Origin of the sequence: Streptomyces sp. NPDC101181 (genome assembly GCF_044767975.1) — a bacterium.
Lineage (GTDB): Bacteria > Actinomycetota > Actinomycetes > Streptomycetales > Streptomycetaceae > Streptomyces.
Genome location: NZ_JBIWOX010000019.1, coordinates 54,596 through 75,859, shown reverse-complemented (window position 1 = coordinate 75,859; position 21,264 = coordinate 54,596). Strand labels below are relative to the sequence as shown.

The window sequence follows — 21,264 nt, the reverse complement described above, 5'->3', positions numbered from 1 at the left end:
GCGATGTGGTGGGGTGTGGGCGCGGCGCTGGTGGCCAACGCGCTGTACAGCGTGGGGTTCGTGGTGGAGAAGCGGGCGCTCGGTTCGCTGCCCGCGCTCTCCGCCGACCGGCCGCTGCACGTGGTGCGGACGCTGCTGACCAGCCCGCTGTGGATGGTCGGTGCGCTGGCGCTGGCGGCCGGGTTCGGGGCCCAGCTGATCGTCTACCGGGCGCTGCCGATCGCGGCCGCCCAGGGCATCTTCGTCTCCGGTCTGGTGCTGCTCCTGCTGTTGTCGTCGGCGGTGCTCGGCGAGGAGTCCTCGGGCCGCGAGCGCTACGCGCTGGGCGGGGTGCTGCTGGCGCTGCTGATGGTGGTCGCCTCGGTGCGCGAGGGCGAGGACGCGGTAAGCGGCGGGGCCCCGTGGATGCTGGTGCTGCTGGTGTGCGTGCCCGCGCTGGCGGCGGGCGTCTGGCTGTACGTACGGGTGGAGAGCCGGGCGGCCAAGCGGCACCGGGTGCCGACCAGCGGCATCGGTTACGGGGTGGCGGTGGGGTTGCTCTACGGGGTCAGCTCCCTGGCGATCAAGGGCACGTCCAGCCGCCTGACCAGCACCGATCTGGGTGAGGCGGCGCTGTCGCTGCTGACCTCGCCCTATCCGTACCTGCTGCTGTTCACCGCGGTGGCCGGTCTGGTGATGTCCCAGGCGGCCCTGCAACGCTGCCGGGCCTCGCTGATCGTGCCGGTGTGCACGACGGTGACGTGCCTGTTCACGGCGGTGCTGGGGACGCTCGCGTTCGGTGAGAGCCTGCCCGAGGACCCGCTGCTGCTGACCCTGCGGGTGGCGGGGACGGCGCTGGCCCTGACGGTCCTGCTGGCCATGCCGCGCCACGACCCGCCGCCCGCCGCGGCTTCCTGATCCCTGCTCGTACGTTCCGCCGCTTCGCCCCGACGACACCGAGGAGCCCACAGATGCGTCCCGACGATCCGCTGCTGGCCCTGCTGGCCTGCCCGCTCGACAAGGGGCCGCTGGTCCTGCTCCCGGAGGAGGGGGCGCTCTACAACCGGCGGCTGCGCCTGAGTTACCCGATCGTGGACGGGATACCGCAGCTCCTGCCCTCCTCGGGCAGAAAGGTCGACGCCGTCGACCACGAGCGGTTCCTCTCCTCGCTGAAGGCCTCGGCCACGTGACCACGCTCGCCGCGGCGGTGGCGGCCAGGCTGCCCGGCCGGCTGGTGGGGTCCGCCGCCGTCGCCCTGTATCCGCGCTTCGAGCCCGAGCTGCGGCGGCTCGCCGACTTCTGCCCGCCGGGAGGCGTCGCCCTCGACATCGGGGGCTGGTACGGCCCGTGGTCCCGGCGGCTCGCCGCGCGCTGCGAGCGGGTGGTGACGGTGGAGCCCGTGCCGCATCTGGCCGAGCATCTGCGCCGGACGCTGCCGTCGAACGTCCGGGTGGTCCAGGGTGCGGCGACCGACCGGGAGGGCACGGTCCAGCTGTGGTTCCCGGAGGGCGACCAGGGCGACCGGGGGGTCTCCTCGCTGGCCCGCCGCGACATCCACGCCCACAGTGTGGACGTGCCGTCGGTCACCGTCGACGGCCTGGGGCTGAGCGGGGTCGGCTTCGTGAAGATGGACGTGGACGGCGGGGAGGCGGCCGCGCTGCGCGGCGCGGCGGAGCTGCTGCGCCGGGAGAGCCCGGCGCTGCTGATCGAGCTGGAGAGCCGGCTCGGCCCCGTCGAGCCGGTGATCGGCACGCTGACCGCTCAGGGCTACGCGGGCTGGGTCCTGCCGGATCGCGACTGGGTCCCGCTCGCCGGGTTCGACCTGGTGGCCCACCAGCGGCGGACCGAGCACCTGGTGCACCGGGGGCTGCTGCACCGGGCCTTCGCACCGCGCCGGGAGCGCTACGTCAACTCGGTGCTGTTCCTGCCGCGTGGGCGCACTCCGGGTACGGCCTGAGCGGTCCCCGCGTCCTCGGCCGGAGTCCGCGGGGCGGGCCGGGTGGAGGATGACACAGGTGGCGGAGGGCGGCGCGGACGGATCGCGGCCGGACGCTCCGGTAAGCGGACGGCCGGCCCGGACCGCGCGGGGCCCGGCTCGCGAACGGAGCGGAGCCGGGCCCCGGAGGCGCGGGGGTGGTCAGGGCGCCATCTCGTAGGCCCCGGACAGCGCCTCGACGCGCTCCCAGATCCGCGCCGAGCGGTCCGTGTCCACGACGGGACGGCGTACGGCGCCGAGCGCCCAGTCCTGCTGGTCCGCGGTGGCGGAGTCCTTGCCGTGCAGGTCGACGGCGTGCGCGGAGAAGTCGCGTACGAGGACGGCGAAGAGCTCGTCCAGCAGGTCCTCGTCCAGGTCGGTCAGCCGGGCCTGCTCCAGGATGAGCTGACCGTGGACGACCAGGGCGAACAGCTGCCCGACGGCGAGCAGGAGGTCCAGGTCGCGGCTCTGCTCCTCGTCGGGGGCGGCCGTCCCGACGAACGCGCACAGGGCGTCGGCCTGCTCGCGGAAGCGGGCGACGTTCGCCACCCGGGCGTACGCGTCGAAGGCGGGCCGCCAGTCGTGGAAGCGCACGGAGCCCAGGCCCCGGGCCGGTCCCTGCCGGAACAGGAACCCGTCGTCGGCCGCGTCGAGGCGGGAGGGGACGGCGGGGTGGCCGGTGGGGTTCAGCAGGTGGTTGCGGAGGAACTTCAGGATCAGCGCGAGGTTGACGTGGACCGTGCCCTCCAGCTTGGGCAGGCTCCGGATCTCGACGGCCGCCTGGGCGAAGTAGTTGTCCTTCTCGAAGCCCTTGGCGGCGATGACGTCCCACATCAGGTCGATGACCTTCTCGCCCTCCGTGGTCACCTTCATCTTCGTCATCGGGTTGAAGAGCAGGTAGCGGCGGTCGTCGGGCCCGGCGGAACGGAAGTAGTCGACGGCGCGGTCGCTGAACAGCTTCATCCCGACGAGCCGGACGTACGCGTCGGTCAGCTCGCGCCGCACGTGCGGGAAGGCGGTGACGGGGCGGCCGTAGAGGATGCGGTTGTGCGCGTGGGTGACGGCCTCGTACATCGCGTGCTCGCAGATGCCGATCGAGGCGGTGCAGAGGTTGAACTTGCCGACGTTGACGGTGTTGAGCGCGGCGTCGAAGGCGGCACGGCCGGTGTGCAGGATGTCGGCGGGGGCCACCGGGTAGCCGGTGAGACGGAACTCGCTGACGTACTTGGAGGAGTCGACGACGTTCTTCACCAGGTGGTAGGCGTCGTGGCGGCTGTCGGCCGCGAAGAACACGTACCCGTCGGGCCCCTCGACGTCGGTGCGGCGGCCGAAGACGGAGACGAGACCGGCGGCGTTGCCGTTGCCGATGTAGTACTTGGAGCCGGAGGCCAGGAAGCCGCCCTCGCCGTCCGGCTCCAGCAGCATGTCGGTGGAGTAGATGTCGGCGCCGTGCGCTTTCTCGGAGAGACCGAAGGCGAACACCTCTCCCTGGCCGAGGAGTTCGGCCGCACGGGCGCGGGCGTCGGCGTTGTCGCTCTGCCAGACCGGGCCGAGGCCGAGGATGGTCACCTGCCAGGCGTACCAGTAGTCGAGCCCGTAGAAGCCGAGGATCTCGTTCAGGGCGGCGATGCGGGCGGTGTCCCAGCGCTGGTTCTCACCGCCCGCGGCGGAGGCGGGGGTGAGGAAGGTGGCGAACAGGCCTTCCCTCGCGGCGAAGTCGAGGAAGTCGCCGAGCCAGGCACGGGAGCGGTAGTCCTCGATCAGCCGCCGCTTGCCCCGCTGTTCGAACCAGTCGACGGTGGCGCGCAGCAGCCTGCGGGTCTCCGGGTCGAAGTGCCCGGGGTCGTAGGTGTGCGGGTTGAACAGGAGGGACGCGGACGCGGCCATGGCGGGTGCCTTCCGGGAGGGTGAGGGTTGCGTGGGTGGTACGAGGTGGCGGGCGCGGCGCCCCGGTCAGGCGTCCGGTCCCGCCGCCGCGAGCCGGTGCAGGGTGTCGAGCACGTCGTCGAGCCAGGCGATGGTCATGCGCTCGTACGCGATGCCGCCGCGCAGGACGACGTGCTGGAGTTCCTGCCCGGCGTCGGGCGGTGCCGGGGCCTCGGGGCCGGTGAAGTCGCGGACCTGGCCCGCGAGATAGTGCGCGAGCCGGTCCCGGTGCGCCTGCCGGTGGCGTACGACTTCGGCGGTCAGGGCGGCCGGGTCGTCGAAGGCGGCGCCTCTGATCTTGACGGCGAGATCGTGGCGCAGGCTCTCCGGTTCGATCGGCTTGTGCAGCCACTGGGCGAGCACGCCCCGCCCCCCGTCGGTGACGGAGTACTCCTTCTTGTCCGGACGCCCCTGCTGGGGCACCTCGCGGACGAGGAGCAGGCCGTCGGCCTCCATGCGCCCCAGTACGCGGTAGATCTGCTGGTGGGTGGCCGTCCAGAAGTACCCGATGGACCGCTCGAACCGCCGGGCCAGCTCATAGCCGGAGCCGGGCTTCTCCAGCAGGGAGACGAGAATCGCGTGGTCGAGGGCCATACCGCGATCCTGCTATGCAACTTGTTTCATAGACAAGCCGCGGCCCGCGGGTGAGACACGACTCACCCGGGTCCGGCGGCGTCACCCCCAGTGATGACGGCACGGAAGGGGGTGTTTCGGTCACGCGCACAGGGGCACTCGGCCCGGCGCACCGCGGTCCGCCGGGCCCCGGTCGCCCCCGTCCGCCACCGGTCCGCAGACCAGGAAGGCACACCGTGACCAGCCACGAAGAGCCCCAGGACCCGAACCACCTCCACCCCCGCCCCGACTTCCCGCAGCAGGACCAGGCCCACCCCGGCTGGACCGGCCCCATGGACCCCCCGCCCGACCACGGCGAGGACTCCTACCGGGGCAGCGGCCTGCTCACCGACCGCAGGGCGCTGATCACCGGCGGCGACTCGGGCATCGGCCGCGCCGTCGCCCTGGCCTTCGCGCGAGAGGGCGCGGACGTGGTGCTGACCCACCTTCCCGAGGAGGAGAAGGAGGCCCGGGAGACCGTCCGCCTGGTGGAGGAGGCCGGACGCAAGGGCGTGGCGGTCGCCTGCGACATCCGGGAGGAGGAGCAGTGCCGCGCGCTCGTGGAGCGGGCCGTCGCCGAGGGCGGCCGCATCGACATCCTGGTCAACAACGCGGCGTACCAGATGTCCCAGCCCGACGGGATCTCCGCCATCTCCACCGAGCAGTTCGACCGGGTGGTGCGCACGAACCTGTACGGGATGTTCTGGCTGTGCAAGGCCGCGCTGCCGCACATCCCGGCGGGCGGCTCGATCATCAACACCACCTCCGTCCAGGCGTACAAGCCGAGCCCGCACCTGCTGGACTACGCGATGACGAAGGGGGCGATCGTCACCTTCACCCAGGGCCTCGCCCAGATGCTCGCCGCTGACGGTGTCCGTGTGAACGCGGTGGCCCCCGGCCCCGTGTGGACGCCGCTCATCCCGGCCACGCTGCCGGACACGGCCGAGTTCGGGAAGCAGAGCCCGCTGGGCCGTCCCGCGCAGCCCGCCGAGATGGCACCCGCCTATGTCTTCCTCGCCTCGGCGAACGCCTCGTTCGTCACCGGCGAGATCATGAACGCCACCGGCGGCACGCCCCTTCCCTGAGCCGACGGCGCCCCGGTCGCCCGCCTCCTTCCGGCGTGCCCGGGGCGGGCGGCGGGCGGGGCGGGGTCAGCTCCTCGGCTGGATCCGGCCCTCGGGGGGCACCTCACCGGTGATGCTGGCGATCAACTCGGCGCAGAGGTCGCGCAGTTTGACGTTCCGGTGCTGCGACGCCGTGCGCAGCACCTCGAACGCCTTGTCCGGGCTGCACCGTTGCTGGCCGATGACCACCCCGACCGCCTGGTCGATGACGGTACGGGAGCGCAGGGCGGCCTCCAGGTCTGCGGCGAACTCCTCGGTGTCCGCGATGCGCTGGGCCAGTGCGATGGCCCCGGTGGCCTGGGCGGTGAGCAGCCGCAGCCCCGCCATGTCGGCCTTGTCGAAGGCGTGGGGAACGGGTGCGTACAGGTTGAGCGCTCCGGCCGTGTGGCTGTGGGGTGCGATGGGGAGCGACAGGGAGGAGCGGGCGCCGCAGACCGCCGCGTAGGCGGGGTAGCCGGCCCAGCGGCTCTCCCGGAGCGTGTCCGGCACACTGACCTCGCGGCCGGTGCGCATCGCCTGGAGGCAGGGGCCGTCGTCCTGGCCGTACTGGGCCTCGTCCAGCTTCGTGGCGGTGGCCCCCACGCTGGACACGGTGACCGGACGGCCCTGCCGCTCCAGGGTGACACCGCATCCGTCGGCCATCTCCACCAAGGCCGTCGCACTGCGGGCGAGAGCCTGGAGGAACTCGTCCAACGACGTCGCGTCCAGGAGCAGGGCAGTCGCGTCCGGTGCCTCGGCCACGGGCCTGTCAGTCATGTTTCATCTCGTTCTGGGCGGTGACCCGCGCCCGGAGCAGGGCGGGGCGAAGCTGAGCGGCGCGGTCTCGCCGCTGGAACAGGGCGGACCGCCACGGGCGCACGGGCGAACCACGGGGTGCGCCGGGCGCGTGGCGGCGGGACGTCAGGCGTCGGGGGAAGGGGCCCGCCGGGGAGCCGGCACACGCGCGCCCGTGGGCGGACCGGCGGCCGCGGGCAGACCGGTCCGCAGGGGCCCACCGCGAACGGCACCCGCTCCGGCCGCATGGCCGGGGGTGCGTACGTGACAGGAGAAGGCGGCGGCCGGGGCCCGTACGGCAGCGCGACGGCGGGAACAGAGGTTCACGGGAAACTCCACGGAGGCAGGGAGGGACAACACGGGCCGTTTCCTGACCTCCAGCCGTTCATTATGCCCTCTCGGGTACGCATCCCGCCGCCGTGGTCGGGCCTTCTCAGCGCCCGCGCGGATAGCGCGGCAGCGACGTGGGGGCGTGCGGACCGCTCACCCGCCCCGAAGGCCGGACCGGCGGGGGCGGCGCGCCCGGCCCCTCCTGACGCCTCGACGCCTCACCCGTCCGGGCCCGGGGTCTGCATCCCCGGGCGCGCAGTTCGGCCCCCGGGAGGCTGCGGGCGACCCGCAGGACGCGGTCGAGCCCGGCGCCGCTCAGCACCGTACGAGCGACGGCGTGCCGGGCCACCACCGCCATCGACACCCCCCGGTCACCGGCCTGGCCGCGGACCCGCAGCAGGAGACCCAGCGCCCGCGCGGTGAGCAGGGGGGTGATGACGTCGACGATGACCGCGCGTGGACCGCAGCACGGCAGCAGCCGGACCAACTCGCGCTCGACCGCCGCCTCGTTGTCCAGGTCGACCACCTCGTCCAGCTCGACGACCAGGTGCGCGTCGTCGAGCTGGTAGCTGAGCAGGAACATGGTCACTCCACGGAAGCAGGGCTGATGAACGCGGCCGCTTCCTGACCTCGGGACTGATCCTGCCCAAGGCGGCGCCCCAGACACCCTCCCTTTTCCGGGCCGCGGCGCCGTCGGCGGCGGGCGGTCGCGGGCCCCTTCGCGGTCGGCGCACCGGTGTCCGGGAGGTGCCATGCTGGGTCATGAACCCGAATCGGGGAAGGGAACGACCATGCCCGACGAAGACGCCCTCACCCCCCAGCCCCCCGACCTGCTCTCGCTGCTCCTGGACACCGCCACCCTGGACGCGTTTCTCCAGGTGCTCGCCGAGAGCGCCCTGGCGCTGGCCCCGGCGGCCGACGGCTGCGGCATCACGCTGGAACGGGAGCACCGGCCGCTGACCGTGGTCAGTGCGGGTGTCAGCGCGCCGGCGCTGGACGAGGCGCAGTACGGGCAGGACGACGGGCCGTGCCTACAGGCGCTGCGCGAGGGGCACGAGGTCAGTGTGAGCGACATGCGCGAGGAGGAGCGGTGGAACGGCTACCCCGCCTTCGCCGTCGCCGCCGGAACGCTCTCGTCGCTGTCGCTGCCGATCGCGAGCCACTCGCACACCGCGGGGGCGCTGAACCTCTATTCGCCCAAGAACCGGGGTTTCGCGGACTCCGATCTCGGCGCCCTGCGCGCCCTCGCCGCCCAGGCGACCGGGGCCATCGCCCTGGCCCAGAGGCTGGCCGACGCCCAGACCTTCACCTCCGACCTCCAGGCCGCCCTCCAGTCCCGCACCGTGATCGACCAGGCGGCGGGCATCGTCATGGGGCAGCGCCGCTGCTCGTCCGAGGAGGCGCTGACCATCCTGCGCACCGCCTCGCAGCACCGCAACGTCAAGCTCCGCGAGCTGTGCACGCAACTGGTCGGCGGGATCACCGGCGGCGCCCCGCACACCGGCCCGCCGCTGCGCCCCCGTCCCTGAGGCCCGGCCCGTCTGCCGACGGAGCCCCGGCCTCCTCGTGGCCGCTGCGATCGGCGCGAAGTCTCCTTCGACCCCGCGGTGCGCTCCTCCGCGCACCGGGACATGTTTACCGCCCTCACCGGGGGTACTCCTGACCACAGGTTTGCGGCGTGCGCGGAACTCAGGCGCCGACCGGTTCGGAAAGCAGCCGTCGGCGCCGCCCTTTAGCGTGAGAGCCAGGAGGTGCCGGAGCGAGGAGAGGAAACGGACCATGCCGGCGGGATCGAACAAGAAGCGCGAGCGGCAGTACGAGCACATCAAGGAAAGCCAGGAGGAGCGGGGCGTTCCCGAAGGACGGGCGAAAGAAATCGCCGCTCGCACCGTGAACAAGGAGAGGGCCCGGTCCGGCGAGGCGAAAACGGCGAGCCGAACGTCCCTCCGGGACAAGAAGTCCGCCTATCAGCGCGGCGGAGAACGCTCGCACCGGGGCGCCCAGGGCCCCACCAGGGACCAGCTGTACGAAGAGGCCAGGAAGAAGAACATCGACGGCCGTTCGTCGATGAACAAGGAAGAACTCCGAAAGGCCCTCGGGCACTGACCACCGGAAGTTCAGAGAGGAATCGCACCATGCCCGCAGAGGCACGCGGAGACGATGTCTACCAGCCGCAGGACGACGACGGCCAGGAAGCGCCGAACGACGATCTCGACATGCAGAACGCACTCGGCGAACGGACCCTGGACGATCAGCTGGAAGAGGGCTACTCCCCTCCCGAACGACCGCTGGCCGTGGACAAATTCGGTACGACGGCGGCCGAGGAACAGCAGGGCGAATCACTCGATCAGCGGCTCGCGCAGGAAACCGCGGATGTGACCCCGCTCCCCGGCGACGGCATCGGCGATCTGACCGGCGGCGAGGGCGAACCTCTGGAGCGGAGCGAGCGTGACCCGCGAGCCGGGCGGCTCACCGAGGCCGACGACCCGACCGGGAAGCGGACCGACGCGTTCGCCGAGGACGTCGGCATCGACGGCGGAGCCGCGTCCGCCGAGGAGGCGGCCGTGCACATCGTGGACGAGGACGACGCCCCCGGGCTCCGGTAGCTCCAGGACCGGGCGGGAGAGCGGGCAGCATGACGGGCGCGGCGATCTTCGACGTGGACGGCACCCTCACCGACACCAACCACCTGCACGTGGTGGCGTGGTGGGAGGCGTTCCGGCAGGCCGGACACTCCGTGCCGATGCCCGCCATCCACCGGGCGGTGGGCCTGGGCTCCGGCGATCTGATCGAGCGGCTGCTGGGCCCCGGCCGCGACCGCGACCAGGACTCCGCCATCAGCTCCGCCCACACGGTGCTCTACGCGACGTACTTCGACCGCCTCCCGGCCTTCCCGGGCGCGGGTGACCTGCTGCGCACGCTCGCCGGGCGCGGCTGGCAGGTCGTGCTGGCGACCTCGGCGAGCGGGGCGGAACTGACGGCGCTGCGCCGGGCCGTGGACGCGGACGCGGCCATCTCGGCCACGGCGAGTTCGGACGACGTCGAGGCGGGCAAACCCTCTCCCGAGCCCGTGCGGCTGGCCTGCCGTCTGGTGGGAGCCGACCCGGAGGACTCGGTGTTCGTGGGCGACACCGTCTGGGACATGGAGGCGGCGAAGCGGGCCGGGGTGCCGGCGGTGGCGCTGCTGTCCGGCGGTATCCCCCGCGCCGACCTGGAGCGGGCGGGGGCGGGGGCGGTCTACGAGGACGTCGCCGCCCTGCTCTCCCGGCTGGAGGACAGCCCCTTCCGCCGGAGCTGACCGACGGACCGGCGGCCCGGCGGCCGGGCACGAGGGGCACAGAACACCCCCGGCGACACCCCTCGCGGCCAGGACCCGGCGCCCTGTCCCGGCTCCGCCCGCCGCCGGGAACCGCCGCCCGGACCCTCCCCCGTTTCAGCGGCCCGGGACCGGGCAGGCGGCCCAGCGGAGTGGTCCTTCCCGATCGGCGACCACCGCGAATCAAACGCATGAGCGAGCACCGCACTGCTCTGCGTTTGGCGGTGATCAGACCGGGTATGAGCACTTTTGTGCTTCGGACATGAGGCGCGACCGTGGGAGACACGGGTCGCGATCTGTCCGACCCTCATCCTCCTGCGGCGACCGCACAACGCATCGTCGTCGAGGAGTGATCTCTCATGCAGGGCCCCACAGCTCACCGCCCGCCCCCTGACCGGGAATCCCCCGCCACGGACGAGGCGTTCCGCAGACTGCGCGTTCTTCCCGCCGGACCGGAGCGGGAGGTGTTGCGCGGCGAGACGATCTGCGCCTGGCTCCCCATGGCGTACCGGCTCGCCTCCCGCTTCCGCAACCGGGGCGAGACCCTGGAGGACCTGCGCCAGGTGGCCGCGATGGGCCTGGTCAAGGCGGTGGACCGGTACGACCCCGAGCGCGGCAAGGCGTTCGAGACGTACGCGGTGCCCACGGTCACCGGTGAACTCAAGCGCCACTTCCGGGACCACACCTGGGACGTGCACGTGCCGCGCCGCGTCCAGGACCTCCGCAACCAGGTCCGCCTCGCCCGCCGCGATCTCGCCCAGCGGCTCGGCGGCCGCACCCCCACCACCGCCGAGATCGCGGCCGAGTCGAAGCTGAGCGAGGAGGACGTGCTGCTGGGTCTGGAGGCGCTGGAGAGCTACAGCGCGCTGTCGCTGGACGCCGAGCCCGCCGGAGCCGAGGGCGGCGCCCCGCTGGCGGACCGGCTCGGCTCCTGCGACCGGGCCCTGGACGTCGCGGTGGACCGCGAGGCGGCCAAGCCCGGTCTGGGCAGGCTTCCCGAGCGCGAGCGGACCATTCTCTACCTCCGCTACTTCGAGGACATGACCCAGCTGAGCATCGCCGAGCAACTGGGCATCTCGCAGATGCACGTCTCCCGGCTGATCAGCCAGTCCTGCCGGCAGATCCGGGACGGCGCCCTCCTGGACGCCTGACGGCGGCTCTCCCGCGGCCGCCCCGCTGTCGGGGACGTGCCGCCGGGCGAGCAGGCGGTGCCGGGTCGGTTCAGGGAATGAGCAGGGTCTTGATCATGCCGTCGGCCTTCTTCTGGAACGTCTCGTAGGCCTGCGGGCCCTCCTCTAGTGGCAGGTGGTGCGTGGCGAAGGAGTCGACGCCCAGCGGGTCGCCGTCGACGAGGAGCGGCAGCAGGTCGTCGACCCAGCGCTTGACGTTGGCCTGCCTCATGCGCAACTGGATCTGCTTGTCGAACAGGGTGAGCAGCGGCAGCGGGTCGGCAGAGCCGCCGTACACGCCGGAGATGGAGATCGTGCCGCCCCTGCGCACCAGGTCGATGGCGGTGTGCACGGCGGCGAGCCGGTCGATTCCCGCCTTGTCCATCACGCGCCGTCCGACCGCGTCGGGCAGCAGGCCGACCGCCGCGTGGGCCGCCTGGGCGACGGACGAGCCGTGGGCCTCCATGCCCACCGCGTCGATCACCGCGTCCGTACCGCGCCCGTCCGTGAGGTCGCGGACGACGTCGCCGAGGTCGTCGTCGTGGCGGCGGAGGTCCAGGCAGGTGGCGCCGTACGCGCTGACGCGGTCGAGCCGTTCGGGGACACGGTCCACGCCGATGACGAGTCCGGCACCGCGGTGCAGGGCGACCCGGGCGGCCATCGCGCCGATCGGACCGAGGCCGAGGACGGTGACGCTGCCGCCGGGCGGGATGTCCGCGTACTCCACGGCCTGCCAGGCGGTGGGCAGGACGTCGGAGAGGAAGACGAAACGGTCGTCGGCCGGGCCGTGCGGGACCTTGATCGGCAGGTCGTTCCCGAAGGGCACCCGCAGATACTCCGCCTGCCCGCCGGGGACCTGCCCGTAGAGCTTGGTGTAGCCGAACAGGGAGGCGCCGGTTCCGTACGCGCGCACCTGCGTGGTCTCGCACTGGGAGTGCAGCCCGTGCCCGCACATGTGGCAGTGCCCGCAGGAGACGTTGAAGGGGATGACGACCCGGTCGCCCGGCGCCACCGCGGTGACCTCCGCCCCGACCTCCTCCACCACGCCCATCGGTTCGTGACCGAGGATGTCGCCCGGGTCGAGATAGGGACCCAGCACCTCGTAGAGGTGGAGGTCCGAACCGCAGATGCCGGTGGACGTGATCGAGACGATGATGTCCGTCGGGTCCTGGATCCGGGGGTCGGGGACGGTCTCCACCCGGACGTCGCGCTTTCCCTGGTAAGTGAGTGCACGCACAGTGCCGCTCCCCTTCGTCGTCGCGTTCGTCTGCTGTCGCCCTCGCGGGTGTGCCCGCGTCGGCCGGGCGCCGGGTTCCCACGACGTACGAGGTGAAACACCCGGGCGGCGGTGAGCGTCGGGTCAGGGCGTGTCCGTCAGCGGTGTCCGCAGTGCCGTGCGCCCGGCGCGCCATGCCGCCAGCAGATGGCCGGCGAGGCGGTCCTCCAGGTGTTCCGTGGCCTCGATGCCGAACACCAGGTCGCCCGCCAGCCCGGGTTCGTCCGCCAGCAGCCCGCCGATCACCTCGCGCCGCACCACCTGTTCGTGGACCGCGTCGGCCTCCACGTGCTCGTCGTAGAACCGCTGGGCCGCGGGGCCCGCTCCCACCCGGCGCAGCGCCGCCGCGAGGCGCCGGGAGCCGGGGGACGAGGTGATCTCCACGGCGGCGAAGTGCCCGACCAGCGCGCCCCGCAACCGCCGGTGGAGCCCGAACAGGGACATCATGTTGACCGTGGCCAGCGCCTCCGCGGGGGCCGCGTCCAGGTAGCGGCCGTACCGCGGGTCGAGGCCGAGGTCGGCCATGAGGTCGGCGAAGAGCCGTGCGTGGACATCCTCGGCCCGGCCCGCCCCGAACTCGTCGAACTCCACCGCGACCATCGCCGCCTTCGCCCGCCCGCGCAGCCGGGGCACCACCCACAGGTGGGGATCGGCCTCCTTGAGGTGGTACAGGGAGCGCACGGCGGCGTACTCCCGCAGCTGCCACAGCTCCCCCTGCCGCTGGAGGTGGTGGCTGACGCCGTGCCCGTCGTCGCCCACGGGCTCCACCAGGAGCGCCGCCACCGTCGCGGACACGTCCTGCCCGCCCGTTCCGCCGTCGTGGCGCAGGGCGTCCAGGAAGACGTCCTCGGCGGCGGCGCGCACCGTGAGGAGCGCGGGATCCCACTCCAGACGCTCGTCCGTGCCGTCGAACCCCTGGTAGTGCAGTTCGTACAGCACGTACAGGAGCAGGTGCAGATCATCGCCGTACGGGTCGGCGCGGCGGACGACGCCGGTGGCGGGCAGTGCGGTCGCGCGGCCCGCCAGCACGGCCAGGACGGCCTCGCTCAGGGGCCCGCGCGCGGAGGGGAGCACCGGGGACGCGGCGTGGCTCAGCGGATCGGTGGCGGGGGTCGTCGTCATGGTCGGGGTCCCTCCTCGCCCGTCGGCCGTTCCCGGTCGTCCGGGCCGGACCGGGACGGTTCGGCGGCGGGTTTGCGGCGGCGGTGGCTGGTGTCGCACCAGGGGTGGGTACGGCTGCGGCGGCAGGTGCAGATCGCGGTCACGAAGCGGTCGGACCGGGTCGTCGTGCCGTCCTCGTCCACGACCTCGACGGGTCCTTCCACGAGGATCGGGCCGTCCCGGTTCACCACCACCCGTCGCGGCCTGTCATCTTTTGCGGGCACGGATCACCACCAGTTCCTCCCTGTCCAGGTCGTCCGCGAGCAGGCCCCGGGCCCGCAACCAGGCGGACCGGCCCCGGGTGACGGGGCCGAAGGGGATGGAGACCCGGTCGGTCACCGAGGCCGTCAGCCCCGATCCGGAGAGCCGGCGCAGGGTCTCGTCGGGGCGGCTCAGCCCCGACTGCACGAGGAGCAGCAGCCCGTCCGGGCGGAGCGCGGCGGCGGCGTCGGCGCAGATGCGGTCCAGGACGATCCGGCCGTCCAGCCCCGCGTCCCAGGACCGGCCCGCCCGGTACCGGGGCACCACCGGTCCGGGCGCGGGCACGTACGGGGGGTTGCTGATGACGACGTCGAAGGTTCGACCCGGCAGGGCGCGGAGCAGGTCTCCCCGCCGTACGGTCAGGGGCAGCCGGGCCAGCGCCGCGTTCAGCCGCGCCGAGGCGACGGCCCGGCGGCTGATATCCACGGCCGTGACGCGGGCGCCGAGCCGGGCCGCGTGCAGGGCCAGTGCCCCGCTTCCGGTGCACAGGTCCAGGACGTCCATGCCCGCGCCGACCCCCTCACGTCCCAGGGCGGCGGCGAGCAGCAGGGTGTCGGTCTGGGGGCGGTAGACGCCCGGCAGGCACATGAGTCCCCCGGGCCGTTCGGCCGCGTCGTGGGGGACCGGCGGGGCCTGCCGCGCCGGGAGGCCGCTGTCGTCCTCGGGCAGGCGTACCCGTGGCCCGCTCAACGGCCGGGGGTCTCGTCGGGTCGGCGCCGCCGCGGCCGCCGGCCTGCTTCTTCCCGCTGACGGCGGCCCCGGGCCCTGCGGGCGGGGTCACCGAGGGCCTTGCCGTCCGATTCCACGGCCATGCCACGGGCCTTGTGGACCGTGGCCCGCACGAGCCTGCGTACGTCACGCATCGTGTCCTCCTCCGTGATCACCAGTCGTTCCACGCCGGGGCGGCCTCGCTCCGACGCCTCCGGACGACTCCTCCTCCGTCCGCACGACCGGATCCGGGCGCGGTTCGAACCGCTCGGCTCCGGTGGCTCGCGTCGCCGTACTGGAGTGACCACGAACGGCGGGGCTAAACGTGGGAGCCGTCGGCAGGAGCGCGTCCCGCCTTCCCCGTCGCCCTCGCGTCGAGTCACCGCACCGGTCGTCGAGCGGCCACACCGGTCGTCGCGATCACGCTAACCAGCGACGGGAGAGGACGCAGCCCGGCAGCGGGGAAGAGGCGGAGGCACGGCCGGTGATTCCCCCAGGAATACCGGGACGGCCACCGGTAAAATGCCGCATAAGCCGCAAGGGGCAGTTCGTCGTTCCTTCGGCCGGACCGAGCATCTCCCCAGCCCCCGAAGGAGCCCCGCCGATGTCCACCTCCACGGAGCACCGCCCCCACCCCGACCACACCCATCAGCACGCCCCCGGGTGCGGGCACGTCGCGGTGCCCCACGCGGACCACGTCGACTACGTGCACGACAACCATCTGCACCGGGTGCACGGCGACCACGTGGACGAGTGCGAAACCGCCGGACACGCGGCGCACGAGGGCCACGACCACCGCCACGGCCAGGACTGCGGTCACGTCGCCGTCCCGCACGAGGACCACGTGGACTACATCCACGACGGCCACCGGCACGCCGAGCACGACGGGCACTGGGACGACCACTGAGCCGTGGACGCCGGGCCCGCTGCCCGACGCCCCTGTCCTCACCCCGGAGCCGGGCGGGGCACCGCTCAGAACGCGGCGAAGTGGTGGAGCAGGCCAGCCGCCGCCGTCACATCGTCCGTCAGCGGCCGGTCGGCCGGCTCCGGGTCGAGCACCGAGCACGCCAGCTCGAAGGCGCGGCCGACCGGCAGTTGCGGGTCGAGGCGCAGTTCGCGCTGGCGCAACGCCCGTACGGCGGCCACCAGTTCGCAGGCCACCACCAACCGGAACGCCTCACCGGCCCGCAGCGTCTGGCGGGCGGCCAGCGAGGCGAAGCTCGCCTGCTCCTCCACCCCGCGTGAGAGCACCGCGTGGCCGAGCGAGGCGGGCGCGGAGAAGGCCCGCAGGTCGCCGAGGGCCGCCCCGGCCGCGTATTCGAGGATCATCACGCCCGAGGACGCCGGTTCGCCGTCCGCGAGGAAGGGCCGCAGCCGGGTGAAGCCCGGTTCGTTGAGCGAGGAGAGGCGCGAGGTGGACAGCCGCGCCACCTGTGTCACCGCGAGCCTGAAGTGGTCCAGGGACAGGGCCAGTTGGGCGAGATAGAAGCCGCCGTGATGGTAGGCGGCCATGTCGTCGACCGAGATGAGGGGGTTCTCGGCGGCCGCGTTGATCTCGACCGCGAGGACACCTTCGAGCGCCTCCGCCGCGTCCCGCGCGGGTCCGTGGATCTGCGGCACGCAGCGGAAGCCGTACGGGTCCTGGATCCGGCCGAGCGGGGGTGTGGGGCGGTCGGGGGCGCCGAGCAGCAGCCTCATCCGCTCCGCCACCGCGTACGAGCCGCTGTGCCGCCGCGCCTCGTGGACGGGCAGCGCGTACGCCTCGTACGAGCCGTCGATCGCCATCAGGGAGAGCGCCGCGACCACCTGGGTGGCCGCGATCAGTCCGCGCAACTCGTGCAGCGCCAGCGCTGACTGACCGAGGGTCAGGGCGTTGCTGCTGATCAGGGCGAGGGCGTCGTTGTTGTCGAGGGGCTGCGCTTCGGGGGCCGCCCCCACACCCTGCCAGGGGTGTTCGCCCGCGAGGGCGAGGCCCATCTGCGCGAGGGCGGCGATGTCGCCGGTGCCGACCGAGCCGAACTCGTTGACCTTCGGGAAGACGCCCGTCGCCAGAGCCTCGCAGAGCGCGGTGACGACGGTCGGGCGAAGGCCGGCGCCGCCCGCGAGGAGCTGGTTGGCGCGGACGGCGAGCATGGCCCGGACCTCCCGCGCGGGCAGCTCCTCACCGATCGCCCCGGCGTGGCTGCGCAGCAGCCGCAGGCCGTGATCCGCGGCCGCCTCCGTCGGTACGGACTCGTTCCGGTTGGCGCCGACGCCGGTGGAACGCCCGTAGACGCGGCCCCAGGAGGCGATCTCCCGCGCGGCGCTCCACGAGGCTTCCAGACGCTTCATCCCGTCCGCCGAGGCGACGGGCCGGGCGCTGGATTCGGCCAGGCGTACGACGTCTGCGACCATCAGCCCGCGCCCGTCGAGGACGACGACCGCGCCGTTGCCGTCGACCACTCCGTCCACGATATGAGACGACATCATTCGCGATTCCTCCTCAACCAGACGCGGAGTCTTGCTCCATGGCCATGCGTCACCGGGGATTTACACCCGGGTGACGACCACCTATTGACAAGCTATTCAGTCAGCGAGAACTCTGCATGATGATATGCAGCCGGGCAAGGGACTCCTCATGATCCAATTCGACAAGGTCCACAAACGCTTCCCGAACGGCACGACCGCGGTGCACGACCTCACGATCGACATGCCGGAAGGGGGCGTCACCGTCCTGGTCGGATCCTCCGGTTGCGGCAAGACGACGACGCTTCGCATGATCAACCGGATGGTCGAGCCGACCTCCGGGACGATCCGGGTGGGCGGTAAGGACATCCAGGACCAGGACGCCGCCGAACTGCGCCGCTCCATCGGCTACGTCATCCAGCAGGCCGGGCTCTTCCCGCACCGCACGGTCCTGGACAACATCGCGACCGTACCGCTGCTGCTCGGCTGGGGCCGCCGGAAGGCGCGGGCGCGGGCGGGCGAGCTGCTGGAGACCGTGGGCCTGAGTGCCGACGCCGGGAAGCGGTACCCGCACCAGCTGTCCGGCGGCCAGCAGCAGCGGGTCGGCGTGGCCCGCGCGCTCGCCGCGGACCCGCCGGTCCTGCTGATGGACGAGCCGTTCGGCGCCGTGGACCCCGTGGTCCGCACCCAGCTCCAGGACGAACTGCTGCGTCTTCAAAGAGAGCTCGACAAGACCATCGTCTTCGTCACCCACGACATGGACGAGGCCGTACGGCTCGGCGACCGCATAGCCGTCTTCCGTACCGGCGGCCACCTCGTCCAGTGCGCCGCCCCCGCCGAACTGCTGGCCCGCCCCGCGGACGCGTTCGTCGCGGACTTCCTGGGCGCGGAACGCAACCTCAAGCTGCTGTCCCTGACGACGCTGGCCGGGGTCGCCCAGGGGCCCGCCCCCGAGGGCGGCCGCTGGCGGCTGACGCTGGACGCCGCCCGCAAGCCACTGGCCTGGCGCGACGGGGAGACGGACACGGAGATACCGGCGCGTCCGCTGCGGGACACCGACTCACTCCTGTCGGCGCTCAACGAGTCGATCGCCGCGCCGAGCGGTCTCCTCCCCCGGGTCGACGCGGACGGCGTCCTCACCGGCGTCACCTCCCGCGAGGACGTCCACGACCGCGCGGGGCAGGTGCACAGCCGGGCGCGCACCGGCGCCGCACACCCGGGCGAGGCGGGCACGGGCGGCGCCGACGGGGCGGGCACGGTGGCCGCGTGAGCGTCGACTGGTCGTGGATAGCCGACCACACCGACGATCTGACCGCCCTGACCCTGTCCCACCTCCAGGCCGCCCTCTCCGCCGTCCTGCTCGGCCTGCTCGTCTCGCTCCCGCTGGCCGTGCTCGCGCACCGCGTGCCCCGGCTGCGCGGTCTGCTCCTCGGCCTGTCGAACGTCCTGTTCACCATTCCGTCCATCGCCGTCTTCGTGCTCCTCCTGCCGGTCAGCGGACTCACCCGCACCACCACCGTGATCGGGCTGACCGTCTACACACTCGTCGTGCTCCTGCGGAACACCGTCGAAGGGCTCGACTCGGTCCCCGCGAGGACCAAGGAGGCCGCGCGGGCCATGGGCACCCGGCCGCTGCGCACCCTGCTCACCGTCGAACTCCCCCTCGCCCTCCCGGTGATCATGGCGGGGGTGCGGATCGCCACGGTGATGGCCATCTCACTGGTCTCCGTGGCGACGTACATCGGTGACGGCGGGCTCGGGCAGCTCTTCACCGACGGGTTCCAGCGCAACTTCCCCACCCCCGTCATCGCCGGCGTCGTCCTGACCCTGCTCCTCGCCCTCGTCGCGGACGCCCTGCTCGTGACCCTCCAGTACGTCCTGACCCCCTGGACCCGTCGGCCGAAGCGGAGGGCCTGACCTCATGTACGAACTCCTCAAGAACCTCGGCGCCTGGCTGGTCAGCGGCGACCAGTGGTCCGGCTCCGACGGCATCGGGCACCGCCTGGCCGAACACCTCGAGTACTCCCTGCTCGCCACCCTCGTGGCCGCCGCCATCGCCCTGCCCGTCGGCCTGCTCATCGGGCACACCGGGCGCGGCGCGTTCCTCGCCATCAACCTGTCCAGCTTCGGGCGGGCGCTGCCCACGGTCGGGCTCGTCGTCCTGGTGTTCCTGGCGAGCGGCCTGTCGATGTGGCCCGTCTACATCGCCCTCGTGGCGCTCGCCGTACCCTCCATCGTCACCAACACCTACGCCGGGATGCGGGCCGTCGACCCCGAGGTGCGGGACGCGGCGCGCGGCCAGGGGATGCGGCGGCACCAGGTCCTCCTCCAGGTCGAACTGCCCCTCGCGCTCCCGCTGATCATGACCGGGCTGCGGCTCGCGCTCATCCAGGTCGTCGCGACGGCGACCATCGCCGCGTACGTCTCCTTCGGCGGGCTCGGCCGGTACGTCTTCGACGGGCTCGCCCAGCGCGACCTGGTCCAGGTGCTCGGCGGCGCCGTGCTCGTGGCCGTCGTCGCCGTCGCCCTGGACCTCGCGCTCTCCGCCCTCCAGCGCGTCCTCTTCCGCCACCGCCCCGCCACGTCCTCCTAGGAGCACGCACCATGAACCGCAGGACTCTCCTCGGCGGGCTCGTCGCCGCCGCCACCGTCCCCGCGCTCGCCGCCTGCAGCAGCGGCATCACCTCCCTCGACGGGCAGGGGTCCGGCGGCGGTGGCGGCGGCTCCAGCGAGGGCGGCGTCACCATCGGCACCGCCAACTTCACCGAGAACCAGGTGCTCGGGTACCTCTACGCCGCCTCCCTCGAAGCGGCCGGGGTGAAGGCCACGGTCCGCCCCAACCTGGGCACCCGCGAGATCCTCATCCCGGCGCTCAAGGGAGGTGACATCGACCTCCTGCCCGAATACCAGGGCGCGCTGCTGCACTACCTCGACGCGGACTCCACGGCCACCGAGGAGGGCGAGATGCAGAACGCCCTCGCCGTGGTCCTGCCGTCCGGCCTCCAGATCCTCCCGTACGGCGAGGCCGAGAACTCCGACGCCTTCGCCGTCACCCGGGAGACCGCCGACCGCTACGGTCTGACGTCGCTGGCCGACCTGGCGAAGCACAACGGCAAGCTGGTCATCGGCGCGGCGCCCGAGGTCAAGAAGCGCACGGTGGGATCGGTGGGCCTGAAGGACGTGTACGGCGTGGAGTTCAAGGAGTTCAAGTCCCTGGACTCCTCCGGTCCGCTGGTCAAGGGCGCGCTCAGGAAGGGCGACGTGGACGTGGCCAACCTCTTCACCACCGACACCGACATCACCGCCGAGGGATGGGTCGTCCTCACCGACCCCAAGAACCTGATCCCCGGCCAGCACGTCGTCCCGCTCATCGCCGACCGCACCGCCGACTCGGCGGTACGCAAGGCGCTGGCCCGCCTCGGCTCGGTCCTCACGACGAAGGACCTCACCGAGCTGAACCGCCTGGTGGACAAGGACAAGAAGGACCCCGAGGACGTCGCGTACGACTGGGCGGCCCGACACGGCATCAAGAAGTAGCGCCCCCTGCGGGCCCGGCCGGGGCGGGTGCCCCTGCCGGTACGCTGCCGGGGTGGTGGAGGACAGCGAGCAGCAGGGGCGACGGCCCGCGAACGACGGGCCGAGAGCCGCCGCCCGGAACCGGTCCGCTCTCGTCGCCGCCGCCCGGGAGGTCTTCGCCGAGCACGGCCTGGAAGCCCCGCTTTCGGCGATCGCCCGGCGGGCCGGGGTCGGGCAGGGCGTCCTCTACCGGCACTTCCCCGACCGGACCGCGGCGGTGGCCGCGGTGCTGGAGGAGAACGTGCGGCAGGTCGAGCGGGCGGCCGAGGACGCGGACGCGACGTTCGCCGGGGTGCTCGGGGTGCTGACGTGGCACCTGGCCGACTCGGCGGCGTTCATCGGCCTCCTCCACGCCGAGCGGGTGGGCAGCCGTTCGGCGGACATCCGCGCGTACGCTCTCGGCCTGTCCGCGCGGGTGGAGCGCGCCCTGCGACGGCATCTCCCCGCGGAGCACCGGCTCGGCGCGGGGGACGACCTCGGGCTCTCCGTCGCCATGGTCTCCGCCGCCGTGATCGGCCCCACCCGGGCGGACCGGGAACTGAGGGCGCTGGCCGCCTGGCGGCTGCTCGGCGTCGAGGTGGGGCCGGTCCGGGCCTTCACCGACTGAGCGCCGACCGGGCCCGGGGCGGCCG

The 21,264-nt window shown here is 72.9% G+C and carries 25 protein-coding genes; 15 read left to right on the top strand and 10 right to left on the bottom strand.

Translation table 11 applies throughout. The features are described from left to right. Nucleotides 1-3: 3 nt before the first annotated feature. The 3 genes from ACIRRU_RS24885 to ACIRRU_RS24875 are packed head-to-tail and all read left to right on the top strand — an operon-like array spanning nucleotide 4 to nucleotide 1,936. Nucleotides 4-897, top strand: a complete 894-nt coding sequence (locus ACIRRU_RS24885) for a hypothetical protein (protein ID WP_403684012.1) — start codon at nucleotides 4-6, stop codon at nucleotides 895-897. Nucleotides 898-950: 53 nt separating this feature from the next. Beyond that, nucleotides 951-1,169 carry a Trm112 family protein gene (locus tag ACIRRU_RS24880; RefSeq protein WP_403684010.1) on the top strand — a complete coding sequence of 73 codons (219 nt, stop codon included), beginning with the start codon at nucleotides 951-953 and terminating at the stop codon, nucleotides 1,167-1,169. Continuing rightward, the gene (locus ACIRRU_RS24875) at nucleotides 1,166-1,936 is read left to right on the top strand and encodes an FkbM family methyltransferase (RefSeq protein WP_403684009.1); all 771 of its coding nucleotides are present in this window, start codon (nucleotides 1,166-1,168) and stop codon (nucleotides 1,934-1,936) included. The genes ACIRRU_RS24880 and ACIRRU_RS24875 overlap by 4 nt, the downstream gene beginning before the upstream one ends. Nucleotides 1,937-2,116: 180 nt before the next feature. Here the strand turns inward: ACIRRU_RS24875 and ACIRRU_RS24870 are convergent, their stop codons facing one another. Further along, complete coding sequence (locus ACIRRU_RS24870; protein WP_403684007.1) at nucleotides 2,117-3,841, bottom strand: acyl-CoA dehydrogenase family protein; 1,725 nt, start codon at nucleotides 3,839-3,841, stop codon at nucleotides 2,117-2,119. Nucleotides 3,842-3,907: 66 nt separating this feature from the next. Further along, a complete protein-coding gene (locus ACIRRU_RS24865; RefSeq protein ID WP_403684005.1) occupies nucleotides 3,908-4,474 on the bottom strand; it encodes a PadR family transcriptional regulator in 567 nt (188 codons plus the stop codon). A 215-nt stretch (nucleotides 4,475-4,689) separates the two neighbouring features. Here ACIRRU_RS24865 and ACIRRU_RS24860 point away from each other — a divergent pair, with 215 nt between their 5' ends. Further along, nucleotides 4,690-5,577 (top strand): SDR family oxidoreductase, encoded by an 888-nt coding sequence (locus ACIRRU_RS24860; protein WP_403684004.1) that lies wholly within the window; start codon nucleotides 4,690-4,692, stop codon nucleotides 5,575-5,577. Between the two features lie 66 nt (nucleotides 5,578-5,643). On the opposite strand, the gene ACIRRU_RS24855 is transcribed toward ACIRRU_RS24860, so the two are convergent. Both ACIRRU_RS24855 and ACIRRU_RS24850 read right to left on the bottom strand, forming a co-directional pair. Continuing rightward, a complete protein-coding gene (locus tag ACIRRU_RS24855; RefSeq protein ID WP_363204131.1) occupies nucleotides 5,644-6,372 on the bottom strand; it encodes a GAF and ANTAR domain-containing protein in 729 nt (242 codons plus the stop codon). A gap of 451 nt (nucleotides 6,373-6,823) precedes the next feature. Next, entirely contained in the window at nucleotides 6,824-7,303 is a 480-nt protein-coding gene (locus ACIRRU_RS24850; RefSeq protein WP_403684001.1) for an STAS domain-containing protein, read from the bottom strand. Nucleotides 7,304-7,511: 208 nt separating this feature from the next. Between ACIRRU_RS24850 and ACIRRU_RS24845 the strand changes: the two genes are divergently transcribed. The 5 genes from ACIRRU_RS24845 (at nucleotide 7,512) to ACIRRU_RS24825 (ending at nucleotide 11,187) form a co-directional block, all read left to right on the top strand. Beyond that, a complete protein-coding gene (locus tag ACIRRU_RS24845; RefSeq protein WP_403683999.1) occupies nucleotides 7,512-8,249 on the top strand; it encodes a GAF and ANTAR domain-containing protein in 738 nt (245 codons plus the stop codon). A gap of 250 nt (nucleotides 8,250-8,499) precedes the next feature. After that, nucleotides 8,500-8,826, top strand: a complete 327-nt coding sequence (locus tag ACIRRU_RS24840; protein WP_403683997.1) for a plasmid stabilization protein — start codon at nucleotides 8,500-8,502, stop codon at nucleotides 8,824-8,826. Nucleotides 8,827-8,855: 29 nt separating this feature from the next. Beyond that, entirely contained in the window at nucleotides 8,856-9,326 is a 471-nt protein-coding gene (locus tag ACIRRU_RS24835) for a DUF5709 domain-containing protein (protein WP_403683995.1), read from the top strand. A gap of 29 nt (nucleotides 9,327-9,355) precedes the next feature. Beyond that, a complete protein-coding gene (locus ACIRRU_RS24830; RefSeq protein ID WP_403683993.1) occupies nucleotides 9,356-10,018 on the top strand; it encodes an HAD family hydrolase in 663 nt (220 codons plus the stop codon). Nucleotides 10,019-10,395: 377 nt separating this feature from the next. Beyond that, nucleotides 10,396-11,187 (top strand): SigB/SigF/SigG family RNA polymerase sigma factor, encoded by a 792-nt coding sequence (locus ACIRRU_RS24825; RefSeq protein ID WP_403683991.1) that lies wholly within the window; start codon nucleotides 10,396-10,398, stop codon nucleotides 11,185-11,187. 70 nt (nucleotides 11,188-11,257) lie between these two features. Here the strand turns inward: ACIRRU_RS24825 and ACIRRU_RS24820 are convergent, their stop codons facing one another. The 5 genes from ACIRRU_RS24820 to ACIRRU_RS24800 form a co-directional block, all read right to left on the bottom strand. Beyond that, nucleotides 11,258-12,442, bottom strand: a complete 1,185-nt coding sequence (locus ACIRRU_RS24820; protein WP_403683989.1) for an alcohol dehydrogenase catalytic domain-containing protein — start codon at nucleotides 12,440-12,442, stop codon at nucleotides 11,258-11,260. A gap of 123 nt (nucleotides 12,443-12,565) precedes the next feature. Then, nucleotides 12,566-13,603, bottom strand: coding sequence for an iron-containing redox enzyme family protein (locus ACIRRU_RS24815; RefSeq protein WP_403683987.1), 1,038 nt, complete (start codon nucleotides 13,601-13,603; stop codon nucleotides 12,566-12,568). After that, the gene (locus ACIRRU_RS24810; RefSeq protein ID WP_403683985.1) at nucleotides 13,600-13,836 is read right to left on the bottom strand and encodes a CDGSH iron-sulfur domain-containing protein; all 237 of its coding nucleotides are present in this window, start codon (nucleotides 13,834-13,836) and stop codon (nucleotides 13,600-13,602) included. Before ACIRRU_RS24810 ends, ACIRRU_RS24815 begins: the two co-directional genes overlap by 4 nt. 13 nt (nucleotides 13,837-13,849) lie before the next feature. Beyond that, nucleotides 13,850-14,593 carry a HemK2/MTQ2 family protein methyltransferase gene (locus ACIRRU_RS24805; protein WP_403683983.1) on the bottom strand — a complete coding sequence of 248 codons (744 nt, stop codon included), beginning with the start codon at nucleotides 14,591-14,593 and terminating at the stop codon, nucleotides 13,850-13,852. Next, nucleotides 14,590-14,799: a hypothetical protein gene (locus tag ACIRRU_RS24800; RefSeq protein WP_403683981.1), complete on the bottom strand. Its 210-nt coding sequence runs from the start codon at nucleotides 14,797-14,799 to the stop codon at nucleotides 14,590-14,592. Before ACIRRU_RS24800 ends, ACIRRU_RS24805 begins: the two co-directional genes overlap by 4 nt. Before the next feature lie 416 nt (nucleotides 14,800-15,215). On the opposite strand from ACIRRU_RS24800, the gene ACIRRU_RS24795 reads away from it, so the two are divergent. After that, nucleotides 15,216-15,518, top strand: a complete 303-nt coding sequence (locus ACIRRU_RS24795) for a hypothetical protein (RefSeq protein WP_403683979.1) — start codon at nucleotides 15,216-15,218, stop codon at nucleotides 15,516-15,518. Between the two features lie 65 nt (nucleotides 15,519-15,583). On the opposite strand, the gene ACIRRU_RS24790 is transcribed toward ACIRRU_RS24795, so the two are convergent. Further along, nucleotides 15,584-17,077 carry an aromatic amino acid ammonia-lyase gene (locus tag ACIRRU_RS24790; protein ID WP_403684097.1) on the bottom strand — a complete coding sequence of 498 codons (1,494 nt, stop codon included), beginning with the start codon at nucleotides 17,075-17,077 and terminating at the stop codon, nucleotides 15,584-15,586. Nucleotides 17,078-17,204: 127 nt separating this feature from the next. On the opposite strand from ACIRRU_RS24790, the gene ACIRRU_RS24785 reads away from it, so the two are divergent. From ACIRRU_RS24785 to ACIRRU_RS24765, 5 genes are read left to right on the top strand one after another with little or no spacing between them, the layout of a single operon-like run. Then, nucleotides 17,205-18,326: an ABC transporter ATP-binding protein gene (locus ACIRRU_RS24785; protein WP_403683977.1), complete on the top strand. Its 1,122-nt coding sequence runs from the start codon at nucleotides 17,205-17,207 to the stop codon at nucleotides 18,324-18,326. Beyond that, the gene (locus ACIRRU_RS24780; protein ID WP_363204143.1) at nucleotides 18,323-18,973 is read left to right on the top strand and encodes an ABC transporter permease; all 651 of its coding nucleotides are present in this window, start codon (nucleotides 18,323-18,325) and stop codon (nucleotides 18,971-18,973) included. Before ACIRRU_RS24785 ends, ACIRRU_RS24780 begins: the two co-directional genes overlap by 4 nt. Nucleotides 18,974-18,977: 4 nt before the next feature. After that, complete coding sequence (locus ACIRRU_RS24775) at nucleotides 18,978-19,649, top strand: ABC transporter permease (RefSeq protein WP_403683976.1); 672 nt, start codon at nucleotides 18,978-18,980, stop codon at nucleotides 19,647-19,649. 11 nt (nucleotides 19,650-19,660) lie between these two features. Further along, nucleotides 19,661-20,593 (top strand): ABC transporter substrate-binding protein, encoded by a 933-nt coding sequence (locus ACIRRU_RS24770; RefSeq protein ID WP_403683974.1) that lies wholly within the window; start codon nucleotides 19,661-19,663, stop codon nucleotides 20,591-20,593. A 52-nt stretch (nucleotides 20,594-20,645) separates the two neighbouring features. After that, the gene (locus tag ACIRRU_RS24765) at nucleotides 20,646-21,239 is read left to right on the top strand and encodes a TetR family transcriptional regulator (RefSeq protein ID WP_403683973.1); all 594 of its coding nucleotides are present in this window, start codon (nucleotides 20,646-20,648) and stop codon (nucleotides 21,237-21,239) included. Nucleotides 21,240-21,264: the final 25 nt, after the last annotated feature.

Coding starts and splice junctions, on each gene's coding strand:
- ACIRRU_RS24885 (WP_403684012.1), top strand. CDS start 4: ATGTGGTGGGGTGTGGGCGCGGCGCTGGTGGCCAACGCGCTGTACAGC.
- ACIRRU_RS24880 (WP_403684010.1), top strand. CDS start 951: ATGCGTCCCGACGATCCGCTGCTGGCCCTGCTGGCCTGCCCGCTCGAC.
- ACIRRU_RS24870 (WP_403684007.1), bottom strand. CDS start 3,841: ATGGCCGCGTCCGCGTCCCTCCTGTTCAACCCGCACACCTACGACCCC.
- ACIRRU_RS24865 (WP_403684005.1), bottom strand. CDS start 4,474: ATGGCCCTCGACCACGCGATTCTCGTCTCCCTGCTGGAGAAGCCCGGC.
- ACIRRU_RS24855 (WP_363204131.1), bottom strand. CDS start 6,372: ATGACTGACAGGCCCGTGGCCGAGGCACCGGACGCGACTGCCCTGCTC.
- ACIRRU_RS24850 (WP_403684001.1), bottom strand. CDS start 7,303: ATGTTCCTGCTCAGCTACCAGCTCGACGACGCGCACCTGGTCGTCGAG.
- ACIRRU_RS24845 (WP_403683999.1), top strand. CDS start 7,512: ATGCCCGACGAAGACGCCCTCACCCCCCAGCCCCCCGACCTGCTCTCG.
- ACIRRU_RS24840 (WP_403683997.1), top strand. CDS start 8,500: ATGCCGGCGGGATCGAACAAGAAGCGCGAGCGGCAGTACGAGCACATC.
- ACIRRU_RS24835 (WP_403683995.1), top strand. CDS start 8,856: ATGCCCGCAGAGGCACGCGGAGACGATGTCTACCAGCCGCAGGACGAC.
- ACIRRU_RS24830 (WP_403683993.1), top strand. CDS start 9,356: ATGACGGGCGCGGCGATCTTCGACGTGGACGGCACCCTCACCGACACC.
- ACIRRU_RS24825 (WP_403683991.1), top strand. CDS start 10,396: ATGCAGGGCCCCACAGCTCACCGCCCGCCCCCTGACCGGGAATCCCCC.
- ACIRRU_RS24815 (WP_403683987.1), bottom strand. CDS start 13,603: ATGACGACGACCCCCGCCACCGATCCGCTGAGCCACGCCGCGTCCCCG.
- ACIRRU_RS24795 (WP_403683979.1), top strand. CDS start 15,216: ATGTCCACCTCCACGGAGCACCGCCCCCACCCCGACCACACCCATCAG.
- ACIRRU_RS24790 (WP_403684097.1), bottom strand. CDS start 17,077: ATGTCGTCTCATATCGTGGACGGAGTGGTCGACGGCAACGGCGCGGTC.
- ACIRRU_RS24785 (WP_403683977.1), top strand. CDS start 17,205: ATGCAGCCGGGCAAGGGACTCCTCATGATCCAATTCGACAAGGTCCAC.
- ACIRRU_RS24775 (WP_403683976.1), top strand. CDS start 18,978: ATGTACGAACTCCTCAAGAACCTCGGCGCCTGGCTGGTCAGCGGCGAC.
- ACIRRU_RS24770 (WP_403683974.1), top strand. CDS start 19,661: ATGAACCGCAGGACTCTCCTCGGCGGGCTCGTCGCCGCCGCCACCGTC.